The following is a 14,697-nucleotide window of genomic DNA, read 5'->3' as shown; positions in this document are numbered from 1 at the left end:
GGGGACGGATACAGGGGGAACGTGGCGCGCTCCGTGACCGGATGGAAACATGCGGCGAGCGGTGTTCGGGCGCGCCCCGGATGGGCGACACTGTCCTCCGCTCGCGGGAGGGCGGCCGGTCGCCGATCCGGCCTCCGTCCCGCCATCCGCCGGACCCGACGCGCAGAGGTGGCCCATGACCGACGAGCCGGACGATCCCCGCGGGGCGACTCCGGGTCCGTCGAGCGGCGCCGGCGGCGCCGAGGGCCCCGAGGACGCCGACCGGCCGGGGCTCGTCGCCGGCGAGGCGGCGGCGATCGCCCGGTTCGGCGACGGTCCCGCGCTCTTCTCGGCCGACGTCCCCGCGCCGCGCCACCCGCACGTCGGCCCGCTGCTGCCCCAACGTCGGCTCGCCTTCCGTGCCGGGAACGGGCGGGAGGAGGCCGCCCGCGCGACCGGCACCGACCCGTCGTCGGGAACGGAGCTCGTCCTGGCGCCGCGGCGCCTGCCCGCCCGGCCGGAGGAGGACCTGGCCGGCCGGTGGCGCCGCGCCGGGATCGCAGCCCGGCGCGGCGTGGCGGTGGCCGTGGACTGGACGGCGCGCGGCGTCGTGGCCGCCGTGACCGTGCTCGGCGCCGCGGCGAACGCCGTCGTCGGCCTGATCTTCGGCCCCGAGCGGCCGGCCCTGCCCGAGGGCCGCCGCTAGAGCTGAACGCCCCGCGTCAGCGCGCCGTCCACGACGAGGTTGGTGCCGGTGACGAAGGACGCGACCGGGCTGGCCAGGAACGTGACCGCCACCGCGATCTCCTCCGGGCGGGCCATCCGGCCGGTCGGGTTGAGCCCGAGGGCCCGGTCGTAGAGCTCCGGGTCGCCCGACTCGATCGACTCCCAGACGCCACCCTCGAAATAGGTGTTCCCCGGCGACACCGAGTTCGCCCGGACCCGGCCCGCGAGCTGGTGGGCGAGACCCTGGGTGTAGTGCACGATCGCGCCCTTGAAGGTGCCGTACGGGCCCGCCGCGAAGTCGATCTCGCGTCCGGAAACGCTGGAGATGGTGACGATCGACCCGACGCCGGACGCCTCCAGCGACGGCAGGGCCGCCTCGACGAGACGCACCGTGCCGAGCATGTCCGTACGGAAGGACGCCTCCCAGTTCTCCTCGGTCGGCGGGATGGCCAGCGCGGAGACGTTGGCCACGACGACGTCGATCCCGCCCAGCTCCTCGGCGCTGCCGGTGACCCAGGCGCGCAGCGCGTCGCCGTCGGCCACGTCGACGGCGCTCCCGCGGACGTCGTGGCCCTGCGCGGTCAGCTCGGCGACGGTCTTCTCGACGCCCTCGGTGCCGCGTGCGCAGAACGCGACCGTGGCGCCCTCGCCCGCCAGACTCTCCACCACCGCCCGACCGATGCCCTTGCTGCCCCCGGTGACCAGGGCCTTCCGGCCGGCCAGCTGCAGGTCCACGTCCGCCTCCTAGAGCTGCGCCGCGCGGGCGCGCAGATCCGCGTGCAGGCCGTCGTACGGCTCGACGCGGGGCAGGAACGCCTTCGACACCTTCGTCACGGCGCTGTAGTTGGTGTCGACCACGTTGGCCAGCGGGGCCAGCGAGATCTGGGTGAGCAGCTCGTAGGCGTCGAGCCGGTCCAACCCGTGCAGCGCCCCGAGCCAGGAGATCATCTCCTTCTGCCCGATCCGCCACGCGTCCTCGAGCGGCCGGGACGACCCTACGGTGATCAGCTCGTCGTCGCTCTCGATCCGCGGCCAGAGCGGCGCGGGCGCGACGTCGGCCTTGATCAGGTCGACGATGAGCGTCACGTTCATCGCGCCCTCGACGGCGGTGCCGCACGACTCGCCCTCGCCCTGGCGGTAGTGCCCGTCGCCCACGGAGAACAGCGCGCCCGGCTCGTTCACCGGCAGGTAGCAGGTGACCCCCGCGCGCATCTCCGGCGTGTCCATGTTGCCGCCGAACGCGTCCGGGGTCAGCGACGACCGGACCTCGCGGGCCGCGGGCGCCACGCCGACCGTCCCGAGCATGGGCGCGACCGGCAGGTCGACGGAGAACTCGCTGCGCCGCGCGACGAAGGTGACCGTGTTCCGCGCCCGGTCCAGCTCGTAGATCCAGGTCAGCTCGGGCAGCGGGTCGTCGAGCAGCGCGGTGCGGTCGGTGCCGGTGAGGCCACCGAAGAAGGGCACGAGGGTGGACGCGCCCCAGTCGCGCGCGGGCGTGAGGTCCACCAGGTGCAGCACCAGCGTGTCGCCGAGCTCGGCGCCCCGGACGAGGAACGGCCCGGTCTGCGGGTTGAGGAACCGGGGGTCGAGCACCGCGCTCGCGAGGTCGGTGACCGCGCGGATGCGGCCGCCGAAGGCGTCGTCGCACCACAGCCGCATCACGGTGCCGGGGTCGACCTCGCGGACCGGGGCCACGCCGCCGAAGGTCCAGGCGTACTGCTCGGGGGTCGGGGTGAACTCGAGCTCGGTCACCGCGGCTGGATCTCGCCCATGGGACCGAACCCGTCGTGCGGGGTGTCGATGTAGAGGATCTGCGGCTGGGCCGAGACGAGGTCGGGCATCTGCTCGAAGAACTCCTTCACGTAGGGCTGCGAGGTGTGCGTGGAGCCGGCGTCGGCATCCCGGAAGCCCTCGATGCAGATGTAGGTGTTCTCGTCGGTGAGGCTGCGGCTGAACATGAAGTACAGGCAGCCCTCCTCGGCGTTCACGTTCCGCGCGTAGGAGTCCGCCAGCGCCAACCAGTCGTCGGTCCTCTCGGGCCGGATCTGCATGACGATGTTGATGACGATCACGACGGGCTCCCTCGGGCGCGACGACGGTGCGCGCCGATCCTGCTGGGTCCGCGCGCCGAGGTCCAGCGGTCAGAAGTGGTCGGCGCCCGTGAGCTGCTGCTCGAGCCGGTCCGCGGTCTCGGTGACCAGGCGGAACGGGCCCTCGAACTCGGCGAAGGTCAGGTCCTCGAGCGGCGCGGCGTGGCGGAAGACGGCGATGCCCCCGACCGCGGCCGCTCCGCCCACCACGGCGTCCTCGGCCAGCTCGAGGAGCCGCCGGGCGTCGATGTCGTCGAGCTTCGCGATTGGCGACTCGATCTGCATCCAGTCGTGGCCGCCGACCTCGCCGCGGTGGCGCACGTACACGAGCTGGTCGCGGTCCTCGCCCGTCGGCAACCGGAAGGTGAGGCTGTCCGCCTTCTGCGCCATCACCTCGTACCGGACCCGCACCCAGAGCACCAGGTCGTCCCAGCTGGCCACGTGCTCCTCCTCGACTCGGACGGTGCGTGCGGAACCGTAGCAGCGGGTGGTCCGCCTCAGCGGGCCCCGACGACCGCGGCCCGCTGCTGACGTCGGGTGTCGGCCGTGTGCCACCGCTCACACCGGGGCCGCGACCTCACCGGGCCCCCACGAGCTTGTCCCAGGCGAAGCTGCCGACGGTCGCGGTGGCCCCGGAGCGGTCGAGCAGCCGCAGCAGGGCGGCGCCGTCGCGTGGGCGGTCGGCGGCGTCCTGGGCGGTGGCCCGGCGCAGCACGGGCACCAGGCGTGGCGAGAGCCGCCCGACGCCGGCGAAGGCGTCGGAGGGCGGGCCGTCGAGGATGCGGCGGGCGATGTCGACGATGTTCTCGCCGTCGAAGAGGTGGTCGCCACGGGCGGCGAAGACCACGCAGCACGCCCAGGCCCACACGTCGGTGGCCGGCCCCGCCCCGTTGCCGGTGACCTGCTCGGGAGCCATGTAGCCGGGCGTGCCGACCATGTTCCCGGCCGGGGTGTGGTGGGTCTGGCCGACGACCCGGGCGATGCCGAAGTCGACGACCTTCGGCCCCGCCGAGGTCAGCAGGATGTTCCCGGGCTTGAGGTCGCGGTGGGTGATGCCGTCGTTGTGCAGCGCGGCGAGCGCGCGGGCGAGGGCGATCGCCATCCGCGTCAGCGTCTCCGCGTCGCGGACCGCGCCGCTCTCGCACACGTACGCGTGCAGCGACGGGCCGTCGAGCCGCTCCATGACGATGTAGGGCATCGAGCCGTCGAACCCGACCCCCAGCACGCGGGCGGTGTAGTCGCCGGTGACCTTCTGCAGCGTCTGGCCCTCGCGCAGGAAGCGGGTGCGGGCGTCGACGTCGTCGAGCAGGTGCGGCGCCAGCACCTTGATCGCGACCTGGCCCGCGGTGCCGGCCCGGTGCCCGAGGTACACCGTGCCCATGCCGCCCGAGCCCAGGCGGCCGGTGAGCTGGTACTCGCCGACGGTCCGCGGGTCGTGCGGGGTCAGCGGCTGCTCCGGCGGCGCCAGGTCGATCAGGCGGGTCGCCGACGTCGGCGGGCGCGACGCGGTGGTGGACCGCGGACCGGCGACGGGCGGCGGGGTCCGGCCCGGGCCCGAGCGCGGCCCCGCGGGGACACCGATCGGGGGGCGGGCGGCGGTGCCGGGCCGCGCGCCGGTCGAGCCGGCCGCGCCGAGGGACGGCGCCGGGCCGCGCCGCGACCGGATGAGCCGGCGCTCCTTCGGGTCGGGGAGCCGGGCGGCGCGCAGGGCCTCGGGCAGGACGGGCGGCGTGGCGCACAGCTTCGGCCGCATCGCGCGGACGACGGCCTGGTGGCCGAGCAGGAACAGCCCGGCGGCGAGGGCCCCGTTGTCGAGGCCGATGAGCAGCAGCAGCCCGAAGACGAGCGCGGCGAACAGCCACGTCGTCCGACGCCGGGACAGCGGCCAGGGCCGGGTCACCGGCATCGCCCGGCGGCGCTCGACGTCCAGCGCGGCGACGTGCAGGGTGGCGACCGCCAGCGCGAGGAGCACCGAGACCACCGTGGCGACCACGAGGACGGTCGAACCCGAGCCCGGCGTCGGGAGCCCGGCGTCGTCGAGGGTCGCCACGAAGCGGTCGATGAGCTCGCGGCGGTCGGCGTTGCCGCCGGAGGTCAGGCGGGCGGTGAGCACCGCCCCCACCACGGTGATCACGCCGGCCAGCCCGGCGAGGCCGAGGACGACCGGCACCGGGTCGCCGGCCTGGCGGTGCAGGTGGCGCACGGCGCGGCGCCGTTCCGGCCCGGTCACCCGGGCGACCCGTCCGGTGACCACGCGGTCGACCAGGAGGGCCTGCCGGCGGCGGGCGACGAGGGCCCGGTAGAGCGGCGAGGCGCACAGGGCGACCAGGACGCCGACGACCAGCGGGGCGAGGAGCCGGAGGCCGGCGCCGGGCTCGAGCGTCACGGGGTCCCTCCTCGGTGTGCTGGGCGTCCTGGGCCGTTCGCGCGGGGCTCGACGTTACCCGGACGTGCCGTCGGATCGGCGTGCGTCGGGGCGGGCGGGTCGGCTCCCCGCGACCCGCTGCGTCACCCGGCGCGCCACCGAGCGCGGCGCCTCGGCCGGCAGCGACCGCAGCCGCTCCCACCGGCCGCGCACCGGATGGCGCAGGACGACGTCGCCGAAGGAGTGCCGTCCGCGCACGCTGACGTGCAGGTCCCCGCGCTCGCGGCGGTGCACCGTGTCGTCGCGCACCGACCCCGCGGAGATCCGCAGGTCGTCCACGTCGACGGTGGCGCCCTCGGGCACCACGATCGTCGGCGTGCACATGCCCGTGGCCAGCTCGACCGCGACCACCGCGGTGGCGCACTCCGCCTCGGACAGGTCGAGCAGCACCCGGCCGACCCAGCTGTGCACCCGCACCGTCGGGGGCACCTTCCACAGGCCGCGGCGGTCGATCGACCCGCCGAGCCCGGCCTCCAGTTCGAGGACATCGCTCCCGTGCGAGGAGTGCAGCACGAAGCCGGGCAGGTCCGAGAGCAGGCCGTCGAGCTGGTCGCGGTAGCGCGCCGCCTGCGCGATCGCGGCCCGGTCGGAGTACTCGACGGGCGTCAGCCGCCCGGCCACCATCGCCCGCGCGAGCATCGCGGCGACGTCCTCGCGCTCGGAGTCGGAGGCGCGTTCCCGCGGTGGGTCGACCGGATCGGGTTCCTGCGCTGCGCGGCGCGCCATGCCCTCGATCATAGGTCGGACCGCTCCACGGGCGAGGATGGTCGGCGTGGCGGAGGGGAACCGGCGGACCCGGGCGCTGGGCGTGCTGCTCGCCCTCCTGGTCGCCGCCGTCCTCGGGTTCGTCGTGCTGGGCGGGCACGACACGCCGGCCGGCGGCACCCGCACCACGTCCGCCGCGGGCTCCCCGCTGACGGGCGAGCCCGGCGACCCGGGGCGGGCGGTGCTCGCCGTCAAGGTCGACAACGCGCCGGAGGGTCGGCCCTGGATCGGGGTGGGCGACGCGGACGTCGTCTACGTCGAACCGGTGGAGGCCGGGCTGACCCGGTTGCTCGCCGTCTTCGCCTCGCACCTGCCCCCGACCGTCGGCGCCGTGCGCAGCCTGCGGGAGTCCGACCTCGACCTGCTGGCCGCCTACGGCCGCCCGGCCCTGGCCTACTCCGGGAACGCCCCCGAACTCGACGCCGCCGTCGCGGCCGCCGACATCGACGGGGTGTCCGCGGAACGGGTCCCCCGGGCCTACCGCCGCGCGGGGGACCGGCCCGCTCCGCACAACCTGCTCGGGGACCCCGCCGCGCTCCTCGCCGCCGCCCCGGACGCGGCGGGCCCGCGTGACGTCGGGTTCCGCTTCGGCCCGGCGGGCGGGGGCGGGACCCCGGCGGCCGACGTCGTCGAGCGGGTCGGGCGGACCGAGGTGCTCGCCCGTGCCGACGGCGGCCGTTGGGACCTCACGGTCGGAGGCTCGCCGACCGACGTGCGTCCCGCGACGATCGTCGTGCAGCGTGTGGCGGTGCGGACCTCGGCGATCCGCGACGTCGCCGGCTCGCCCTCCCCCACCGCCGTGACCGTCGGCTCGGGCGCGGTCGACGTCCTGCGCGACGGCACCCGGTTCACCGGCACCTGGTCCCGGGCCTCGCCGGCCGACCCGACCACCTTCACCGGCGCCGACGGCGCGCCGCTCACCTTCGCCCCGGGACCGGTCTGGGTCCTGTTGGTGGCGGCCTGAGATCGGGTACTCCGGGGTATGGCTACCGGTGACAAGATCGACAACAAGGCCGACGAGCTCAAGGGCAAGGCGAAGGAGACCGTCGGGAAGGTCCAGGACGACAAGGACCTGCAGGCCGAGGGCAAGGCCGACCAGACCAAGGGCAGCATCAAGCAGGCCGGCGAGAAGATCAAGGACGCCTTCAAGTCCTGATCACCTTCCCGACGACGGGTCCGTGCGGCGGACCCGTCGTCGGGACGGTCGGGACGGTTCAGTAACCGCGGGAGAACCGCTCGCCGGCGAAGCCGTAGACGGGGGTGCCGTCCGGGTCGCGGCGGGCGAGGCGGTGGACCGCGAAGACGTTCACGCCGGGGATCGTGCCGCCGTTGACGCCGTCGGTCGGCGTCCGTGGGCCCTTCTCCACGAGCACCAGGTACTCCTCGGGCGGCGGCGCGGAGTCGATCACCCGCACGTCGTGGTCCCCCGCGCACGGGCCGTCCTGCAGTCGGATGCGCATCGTGCCTCCCTCCGGCGACGGACATCGTCGCACAGCGTGGCTACCGGTGAGTCACACCGCACAGAAGGTGCGAACTCCTTGACGGGCGGGTGCACGCAGAGGAGCCTCAGCTTCGTCGATCATGCCCCCCGTGATCGACATAAGCCCGGTCGGTGTCCCCCCGCCGACCGGGCTTCCTCACGTTCCGGGGCCGATGCCCGGTCGGCCGTCACCCGTTCGCGTCGCCGTCCCCCGGACCGGTCGCCCGGACGGACGTCGTCACCCGCCGTTCATCGATCTGATGCCGGCCGGTTGCCGGAGAACGTGTGAATCCCGTGCGGTCGGGCATTCTCCGTGGGCCGGGAGGACGAACGGCGTATCGGGGAGGCTGGTCTCGTGGACGACGACGAACGCCGTCACCTCCGGGACCTCGTGCACCGGGCCCACGTGGCGCTGAGCGCGGTCGCCGAACGGGGGTCCGAGTGCCCGGCGGGTGTCGACCGGTTCGACTGGACGGCCGACCTCCTCGACGAGCTCGCCCGGGTGGCCCTGCAGGTCGGGAACGCCGCGGCCGCCCTCTCCGAGGGCGCCGACGACGAGGTCGAGGCCCGGTCCCGTGAGCTCGCCACCGCGATCGTGCGCCGTCGCAACGACGCCCTGATCCCCCTGCCGACCTCCCGACGCCGGATGCCCCGGGCCGTGGTGCCGACCCAGCTCGACGCCCGCGCGATGTCGCGGCACGCCTGACTACCCTGCTCGCGTGTCACGCCCCGCCGACACCGTCGGCCGCCTGCTCGTGCGCTGCCCGGACCGGTTCGGGATCGTCGCCGCCGTCTCGTCGTTCCTGTCCGCCTCGGGCGCCAACATCCTGTCGCTGGACCAGCACACCACCGCCACCTACGACGGCACGTACTTCCAGCGCACGGAGTTCGCGCTCCCGTCGGGCGACCTCGGCCGGCTGCGCGCCGCCTTCGACTCCGACGTCGCCCGCCACTTCGGGATGGACTTCACGGTCACCGACACCGCCGTACCCAAGCGCCTCGGCATCCTCGTGTCGCGGATCGACCACTGCCTGCTCGACCTGCTCTGGCGCACCCAGCGCGGCGACCTCGACGTCACCGTCGACGTGGTCATCTCCAACCACCCCGACCTGGCGGCCGCCGTCGAGTCGTTCGGGGTGCCCTTCGTGCACGTCCCGGTGACACCGGAGACCAAGCCGGAGGCCGAGGCCCGGCAGGCCGAGCTGCTGGCGGGCGTCGACCTGGTCGTCCTGGCCCGCTACATGCAGATCGTGTCCGCCTCCCTGCTCACGGCGGTCGGCGCCCCGATGATCAACATCCACCATTCGTTCCTGCCGGCCTTCGTCGGCGCCGTGCCCTACCGCCAGGCCAAGGAGCGGGGGGTGAAGCTCGTCGGGGCGACCGCGCACTACGTCACCGAGGAGCTCGACCAGGGCCCGATCATCGAGCAGGACGTCGTGCGCGTGAACCACCGGCACACCGCGGCCGACCTCACCCGCCTCGGCGCCGACGTCGAACGCTCGGTGCTCTCCCGCGCGGTGCGGTGGCACTGCGAGGACCGCGTGATGCGCGACGGTGCGACGACGGTCGTGTTCTAGCCGGGCGCTGCTCCTGGGCCGCCGGTCGCGTCTCGGGGGCGGACAGGGCCCAAGATCTCGTTCTGCGGAGCGAAGTGCTCGCTGAGCGACCGCTTCGCTCCGCTCGATCGGATCTTCAGGCCGTCCAGGCCGTTCCGGCCGCCGGAGCGCGCGATCGGTTCGTCAGGCGGTCCAGGCGATCCACATCGCGAGGACGATCACCAGGAGCACGAGCAGCAGGGCGAGGGCCGGGACACCGCTCGGGGTCCTCGGGGTCGGCACGGCCATGGTGGTCTCCTCAACCGGACGGGGCGTGTTCCCCCTCATCGCGGCCGGCACGCCGGGTGTGAGCCGGAGTCACCCGATCGTGTCACCGGTGCGGTCGCGTCCCGCCACGAGCGACCCCTCCGGGGTGGGTCGCTCCCGGTGGCATCCTCGGTGGGGTGAGCCGGATCCAGCGGTACGACGACGGGCTCGAGGTCGAGATCCACCCCGGCCGCGAGGAGCTGGCCGCACGGGTCGTCGCCGAGCGCGAGGCCGTCGTCGGGAAGGCCCTGGACCTGATGTCGCTGTACCTGCGCCTGGATCGGCGCGGCTTCCACCTCGACACGATCGCCGTCCCGCGGGACGGCGAGGCCGAACTCAGCTTCTCCTGGAGCTCGGCCGCGGAGCCGGAGGCCGAGGGCTACACGCGCTTCGACGTGTTCGTCTCCGCCGACCTCCGCCCCGTGGGCTTCGCCGTCCGCTTCGTCTGAGGGACCGGCCCGAGCGGCCGGCCCCGAACGACCGGGGTCAGTTCCCGAGCCAGCGCTGCGGCGCCACCGCGGTGACGGCGCTGGCCGCCGCCTTGGCGCTCGCGGCCGTCGGCGCGGGCAGGTTCACCGCCGTCGGGACCGGCTGCGGCGTCGGGGCGCACTGCGCGTCGGAACCGCCGTCGGCCTTGCGGGCCGGGAGGGTGCCGTCGCTCAGGTAGCGCGCCACGATCTGGTCCTCGCACGGGGCCTGTCCCTGCAACGTGCCGGCGTGCGTCGTCCCGCCGGTGCCCTCGACGAGGGCCGACCTCGGGAACGACTGCCGCACGGCCAGCGCGCCGGAGTACGGCGTCGCCGCGTCCAGGGTCTCGGAGACCAGCAGGATCGGCGGGGCCGCCGCCCCGTTGACCGCGGTCGGACGCCCGGCGGGCACCGGCCAGTAGGTGCAGGGCGCGTTGAACCACGCGTTGGCCCAGGTCTCGAACGGCGCCTTCGGGTACAGCGCGGCGTTGCGCGCCCGGAACTGCGGGTAGCGCGACCACGGGGCGTCGGAGCACTGCACGCCGAGGTAGATCGCGTACCCGTTGTCGTCGGTGGGCGCCGGGTAGAGCGCGAGCAGGCCCGCCGGGTTGTTCTGGTTCACCCACGCCGAGAAGGCGGAGGCGATGTCCTCCCAGCCGTACACGTAGTAGCCGGCCTGCAGGAAGATGTCGTTCCACTCCGACGAGCCGATCAGGCCGCCGGCCGGCTGGGTCCGGAGCTTCTGGTACTGCTCGTCGTACTTCGCCCGCACGGCCTGTGCGGTGGTGCCCAGGTGGTAGACGGAGTCGTACTTCGCCACCCAGCCGAAGAACACGCCGATGGAGCGCTCGAACGCCACGTCCTGGTCGTAGTTGCCCTGCTCCCAGACGCGCGACGGGTCGACGACACCGTCGAGCACCATGCGGCGGGTCTGCTGCGGGTGCAGCGTCGCGTAGGTGGTGCCGAGGTAGGTGCCGTAGGAGAACCCGTAGAAGTTGATCTGCTGCTCGCCGAGCGCCTTCCGGATCGACTCCATGTCCTCGACGGTGTCCGTCGTCCGCAGGTGCCCGAGCAGGTCGCGCCCGGCGACGGCGCAGGCCGCCGTGTACCGGGCGGACTTGGCGAGCCACGCGGCCTCGGCGCGCGGGTCCTCGGTGGCCACGTAGTACGGGCGGTTGTAGCCGGCGTAGGTCTTGTCGCACGACAGCGACGGCTCGCTCGCGCCCACGCCGCGCGGGTCGAAGCCGATCCAGTCGTAGGCGTTCCCGGCGCCGTTCGGGACGCGGGACTGCAGCCGGGAGAGGCCGAGCCCGGAGCCGCCGGGGCCACCCGGGTTCACCAGCATGATCCCCTGGGACTGCGGGGTCTTGTGGGTGATCCGCGAGATCGCGATCCTGATCTTCCGCCCGCCCGGGTTCGCGTAGTCCAGGGGCACGGTGACGAACCCGCACTGCGCGCCGGCCGCGACCAGGGTCGTCGAGGTGCACGGACCGAACGTCACGGGGGGCGGCTGGTAGCCCGGCGCGGGCGCGGCCTGGGCCGGCACGGCGGTCAGGGCCCCGACCACGGCGAGGAGCAGGGCGGCGGCGAGGCCGACGAGTCGAGTGCGCAGCGGAGGCTCCTCACACGGATCCAATGACGCTGCGACTCTAAACACCCACACGGGGTAACGGGGTCGTCCTGCCCGATTCCTCCCCGGACGTGATCGTCACAGTGCGACCATCGGGGCGTGGAGTTCGTGGACTGGTCCGACGACGGCCCCGCGGTGGTCCTGCTCGATCAGCGCGCCCTGCCGCACGAGACGGAGTGGCTGACCCTGCGCAGCGTCGACGAGGTGGTCGCCGCCATCCGGACCCTCGCGGTCCGGGGTGCCCCGAGCCTCGGGATCGCCGGGGCCTACGGGGCGGCACTCGCCTGCGCGCTCGGCACCCCGGAGGCCGCGGAGCGCATCGCCACGGCACGGCCCACGGCCGTCCCCCTGAGCCTCGGCGTGCGCCGGGTCCTCACCCGCGCCGACGACGGCCCCGCCGCGGCCCTCGCGGAGGCCCGGGCGGTGGCGGCCGAGGCCGCCGTCGTGAACGCCCGGGCCACGGAGCGCGCCGCGGACCTCGTGCAGGAGCTCCGCCCGGGGCCGGTGCGGGCGTTGACGGTGTGCAACACCGGCGACCTCGCCTGCGGGCCGGGCGGCTCCGCCCTCGGCGCGATCCTGCGGCTGCACGCCCGCGGGGTGCTCACCGACGTGCTCGCCTGCGAGACCCGACCGCTCCTGCAGGGCGCCCGCCTCACGGTGTGGGAGCTCGCCCGGGCCGGCGCGCCGCACCGGCTCTGCGTGGACTCGGCGGGGCCGGCGGCCATCGCGTCGGGGCTGGTCGACGCGGTGCTGGTCGGCGCCGACCGCATCGCCGCGAACGGCGACACCGCGAACAAGATCGGCACGTACTCCCTCGCGTGCGCCGCCGCCCGCTCCGGCGTGCCGTTCCTCGTGGTGGCCCCGGAGGAGACGATCGACCCGGACACCCCGACCGGGTCGGACATCGTCGTCGAGGAGCGCGGCGCCGACGAGGTCCGCGGGACCACGACGCTCGCCGGCACCCCGGTGTACAACCCGGCCTTCGACGTCACGCCGTTCGACCTGATCACCGCGGTCGTCACCGAGAAGCAGGCCTGGCGCTAGGCGATCAGCTCCTCCGACACCGTCCACAGCCGCGCCGCGTTCTCCGGGTCGAGCGCGAACGCGGCGACGCCGTGGCGACCGTCCGACCGGTCGCGTCCGGTGATGACCGTCGCCTCGTGGCAGTCCTCGAAGTACCGGCCTCCCACCCCGTCCAGCAGCGGGGACACCGCGCAGAGCACCGACGTCGACGCGCCCTGCTCCGTGGTCTTCATCGGAGCGGTCGCGCCCGCCGCCCGCCGCGCGGCCAGCAGCGCCTCCATGTCGACGTGGCGCTGCAGACCCGTCGAGATGCCGCCCGGCATCAGCGCGTTCACGGTGATCCCGTCGTCCGCCCACCGCCGCGTGGCCTCGACGGCGAACAGCACGTTCGCGGTCTTCGACTGGGCGTAACCGATCCACGGGTCGTACTGGACGAACGAGAAGTTCAGGTCGTCGAACAGCACGGGCAGGCGCAGGTGCGCCGAGGAGGACACGGCGACGACGCGGGCCCCGTCGGCCGCGGCCAGTGCCCGGTGCAGGCCCGTGGCCAGCGCGAAGTGCCCGAGGTGGTTGGTCGCGAACTGCGCCTCCTGCCCGTCGATCAGCGTGCGCTCCGGCAACGCCATGACGCCGGCGTTGTTCACCAGCAGGTGCAGCGGGCCCTCCCACGCGTCGACGAACGCGGCGATCGAGGCCCGGTCGCCGAGCTCGAGCGGCCGGACGTCGACCTTCCCGCCCTGCGCGCGGAGGTCTGCCGCGACCTTCTCCCCGGCCTCGAGGTTCCGGACGGCGAGCGTCACCTCCGCCCCGTGGGTGGCCAGCGTGCGCGCGGTCTCGACGCCGATCCCGGAGGAGGCCCCGGTGACGACGGCCCGCCTCCCGGTCAGGTCGATCCCGGCGGCGACCTCGTCGGCGGTCGAGAACTCGCCGAAGGGGGTCTGGATGGTCATGGTCGTGCTCCCTCGAAACGTAGGGCTCCTACGGATACGGATCGACCGTACCACCGAAACGTAGGGCGTCTACGCTTGTCGTGTGTCACCCCGTGCCGACGCCCGCGCGAACCGCGACGCGCTCCTCCGCAGCGCGTCCGCCCGCTTCGCCTCCGACGGCGCGGACGTCCCCCTGGAGAAGGTCGCCCGCGAGGCGGGCGTGAGCATCGCGACGCTCTACCGGCACTTCCCCAACCGCGAGGCCCTGGTCGCCGCCACCTACGCCCAGGAGATCGCGTCACTCGGCGAACTCGCGGACGAGGGCACCGGCGCGGTCGCACTCGCGGGCTGGCTCCTGCGCTTCGTCGAGTTCGCCCGGACCAAGCGCGCGCTCGGCGACCTGCTCCACGCCCCGGGCGCCGACCACCCGCCCGCGCGAGGCGTGATCCTGGACGCCCTCGACCGCATCCTCGCCCGGGGCCGGGCCGACGGGACGCTGCGCGACGACCGCGACCCCGCCGACGTGCTCGCCCTGCTCGCGGGCCTCTGGACGCTGCCCGACGACGAGACCTGGCCCGTCCGCGCCGACCGGCTCGCGGGCTTCGTCCTGGACGGGCTGACGACGCCGCGCTGAACCGCTCAGCCCCGGAACGCCCGCGCCGCCGCGACGCCCGCGTCGAGGTCCCACCCCGGGACGTCGGCGACGGCGCGCAGCTGGTCGTGCGTGAGGTCGGCGCCCGCGGCGATCAGCGCGGCGACGGCGTCGGGGCGTACGGGACCCTCCACCTCGTTCTCCACGAACTCGACGACCATCTCCGCGCACCGCTCGTCGTCGACGAAGACGGGGTGCAGCGACGTGAACCCGTCGGAGAGGTCGTAGGGCGCCCGCGACCAGCCGGAGCCGTCCCACCCGTAGACGAAACCGACCCACGTCTCGCGCGCCATCCCGTCGACCGCCGGCGCCTCCCACCAGTCCGGCGCGCCCGCGAGGAGGTCGGTCTCCTCCTCCTGGAAGTACGCCGCCGCCTCGCGGAAGTAGGTGTCGGAGTACTCGTGGTCGTTCCCGACGAGCACGGCGCGCCCCTGTCCGACGAGGTGCAGGTCGGCCCAGTTGCCCCCGCCGTCGTCGTAGTGCCAGCGGGCGGGTTCGGCGAAGGCGCCGCTGCCCCAGCCGCGGGCGCCGAGGATCGCGGCGAACGCGGCCCAGCGGCCGCGCATCGTCATCGGGGCGGGCAGGTCGACCGGGACGAGAGCCATGCCCGGCATCCTGGCGTCACCCGTTCCGGGTGCAGGAGGGGGGAACCACCCGGTCCGACACAAT

The 14,697-nt window shown here is 74.5% G+C and carries 18 protein-coding genes; 8 read left to right on the top strand and 10 right to left on the bottom strand.

Annotation, left to right across the window (positions count from 1 at the left end; translation table 11 throughout):
• The first annotated feature begins 175 nt into the window (after positions 1 to 175).
• Positions 176 to 685, top strand: coding sequence for a hypothetical protein (locus QSK00_RS12130; protein WP_285590919.1), 510 nt, complete (start codon positions 176 to 178; stop codon positions 683 to 685).
• Here the strand turns inward: QSK00_RS12130 and QSK00_RS12125 are convergent.
• The 6 genes from QSK00_RS12125 to QSK00_RS12100 all read right to left on the bottom strand — a co-directional run bounded on the left by QSK00_RS12125 (position 682) and on the right by QSK00_RS12100 (position 5,946).
• Positions 682 to 1,440, bottom strand: coding sequence for an SDR family NAD(P)-dependent oxidoreductase (locus QSK00_RS12125; RefSeq protein ID WP_285590918.1), 759 nt, complete (start codon positions 1,438 to 1,440; stop codon positions 682 to 684). The genes QSK00_RS12130 and QSK00_RS12125 overlap by 4 nt on opposite strands.
• 9 nt (positions 1,441 to 1,449) lie before the next feature.
• Positions 1,450 to 2,457, bottom strand: a complete 1,008-nt coding sequence (locus QSK00_RS12120; RefSeq protein WP_285590916.1) for an acetamidase/formamidase family protein — start codon at positions 2,455 to 2,457, stop codon at positions 1,450 to 1,452.
• Positions 2,454 to 2,777, bottom strand: coding sequence for a putative quinol monooxygenase (locus QSK00_RS12115; RefSeq protein ID WP_285590914.1), 324 nt, complete (start codon positions 2,775 to 2,777; stop codon positions 2,454 to 2,456). Before QSK00_RS12115 ends, QSK00_RS12120 begins: the two co-directional genes overlap by 4 nt.
• Positions 2,778 to 2,846: 69 nt before the next feature.
• Complete coding sequence (locus QSK00_RS12110; protein WP_285590912.1) at positions 2,847 to 3,236, bottom strand: hypothetical protein; 390 nt, start codon at positions 3,234 to 3,236, stop codon at positions 2,847 to 2,849.
• Positions 3,237 to 3,372: 136 nt separating this feature from the next.
• Positions 3,373 to 5,181: a protein kinase domain-containing protein gene (locus QSK00_RS12105; protein ID WP_285590910.1), complete on the bottom strand. Its 1,809-nt coding sequence runs from the start codon at positions 5,179 to 5,181 to the stop codon at positions 3,373 to 3,375.
• A 54-nt stretch (positions 5,182 to 5,235) separates the two neighbouring features.
• The gene (locus tag QSK00_RS12100; RefSeq protein WP_285590908.1) at positions 5,236 to 5,946 is read right to left on the bottom strand and encodes a DUF1707 SHOCT-like domain-containing protein; all 711 of its coding nucleotides are present in this window, start codon (positions 5,944 to 5,946) and stop codon (positions 5,236 to 5,238) included.
• 46 nt (positions 5,947 to 5,992) lie between these two features.
• Between QSK00_RS12100 and QSK00_RS12095 the strand changes: the two genes are divergently transcribed.
• Together QSK00_RS12095 and QSK00_RS12090 are read left to right on the top strand one after the other, a co-directional pair.
• Complete coding sequence (locus tag QSK00_RS12095) at positions 5,993 to 6,949, top strand: DUF3048 domain-containing protein (protein ID WP_285590907.1); 957 nt, start codon at positions 5,993 to 5,995, stop codon at positions 6,947 to 6,949.
• An 18-nt stretch (positions 6,950 to 6,967) separates the two neighbouring features.
• Positions 6,968 to 7,141 (top strand): CsbD family protein, encoded by a 174-nt coding sequence (locus QSK00_RS12090; protein WP_285590905.1) that lies wholly within the window; start codon positions 6,968 to 6,970, stop codon positions 7,139 to 7,141.
• Between the two features lie 58 nt (positions 7,142 to 7,199).
• On the opposite strand, the gene QSK00_RS12085 is transcribed toward QSK00_RS12090, so the two are convergent.
• The gene (locus QSK00_RS12085; RefSeq protein WP_285590903.1) at positions 7,200 to 7,445 is read right to left on the bottom strand and encodes a hypothetical protein; all 246 of its coding nucleotides are present in this window, start codon (positions 7,443 to 7,445) and stop codon (positions 7,200 to 7,202) included.
• A gap of 375 nt (positions 7,446 to 7,820) precedes the next feature.
• Between QSK00_RS12085 and QSK00_RS12080 the strand changes: the two genes are divergently transcribed.
• The 3 genes from QSK00_RS12080 to QSK00_RS12070 all read left to right on the top strand — a co-directional run bounded on the left by QSK00_RS12080 (position 7,821) and on the right by QSK00_RS12070 (position 9,776).
• Complete coding sequence (locus QSK00_RS12080) at positions 7,821 to 8,171, top strand: hypothetical protein (RefSeq protein WP_285590901.1); 351 nt, start codon at positions 7,821 to 7,823, stop codon at positions 8,169 to 8,171.
• A gap of 13 nt (positions 8,172 to 8,184) precedes the next feature.
• On the top strand, positions 8,185 to 9,042 hold the full coding sequence (gene purU / locus QSK00_RS12075) for a formyltetrahydrofolate deformylase (protein ID WP_285590898.1): 858 nt from the start codon (positions 8,185 to 8,187) through the stop codon (positions 9,040 to 9,042).
• A gap of 422 nt (positions 9,043 to 9,464) precedes the next feature.
• Positions 9,465 to 9,776, top strand: a complete 312-nt coding sequence (locus QSK00_RS12070) for a hypothetical protein (protein ID WP_285590896.1) — start codon at positions 9,465 to 9,467, stop codon at positions 9,774 to 9,776.
• 37 nt (positions 9,777 to 9,813) lie between these two features.
• On the opposite strand, the gene QSK00_RS12065 is transcribed toward QSK00_RS12070, so the two are convergent.
• Complete coding sequence (locus QSK00_RS12065; RefSeq protein WP_502872038.1) at positions 9,814 to 11,361, bottom strand: alpha/beta fold hydrolase; 1,548 nt, start codon at positions 11,359 to 11,361, stop codon at positions 9,814 to 9,816.
• A 162-nt stretch (positions 11,362 to 11,523) separates the two neighbouring features.
• Between QSK00_RS12065 and mtnA the strand changes: the two genes are divergently transcribed.
• On the top strand, positions 11,524 to 12,468 hold the full coding sequence (mtnA, locus tag QSK00_RS12060; protein ID WP_285590892.1) for an S-methyl-5-thioribose-1-phosphate isomerase: 945 nt from the start codon (positions 11,524 to 11,526) through the stop codon (positions 12,466 to 12,468).
• Here the strand turns inward: mtnA and QSK00_RS12055 are convergent.
• Entirely contained in the window at positions 12,465 to 13,397 is a 933-nt protein-coding gene (locus tag QSK00_RS12055; RefSeq protein ID WP_285590890.1) for an SDR family NAD(P)-dependent oxidoreductase, read from the bottom strand. The two genes, mtnA and QSK00_RS12055, sit on opposite strands and share 4 nt — an antisense overlap.
• Positions 13,398 to 13,479: 82 nt before the next feature.
• Here QSK00_RS12055 and QSK00_RS12050 point away from each other — a divergent pair, with 82 nt between their 5' ends.
• Positions 13,480 to 14,010, top strand: coding sequence for a TetR/AcrR family transcriptional regulator (locus QSK00_RS12050; protein WP_285590888.1), 531 nt, complete (start codon positions 13,480 to 13,482; stop codon positions 14,008 to 14,010).
• Between the two features lie 5 nt (positions 14,011 to 14,015).
• Here the strand turns inward: QSK00_RS12050 and QSK00_RS12045 are convergent, their stop codons facing one another.
• On the bottom strand, positions 14,016 to 14,633 hold the full coding sequence (locus QSK00_RS12045) for a proteophosphoglycan 5 (RefSeq protein ID WP_285590886.1): 618 nt from the start codon (positions 14,631 to 14,633) through the stop codon (positions 14,016 to 14,018).
• Positions 14,634 to 14,697: the final 64 nt, after the last annotated feature.

This window comes from Actinomycetospora sp. NBRC 106378 (assembly GCF_030269685.1).
Classification (GTDB): domain Bacteria; phylum Actinomycetota; class Actinomycetes; order Mycobacteriales; family Pseudonocardiaceae; genus Actinomycetospora.
Note: the sequence above shows the minus strand (reverse complement) of the source record. Positions and strands in the feature narration are given on the sequence as shown.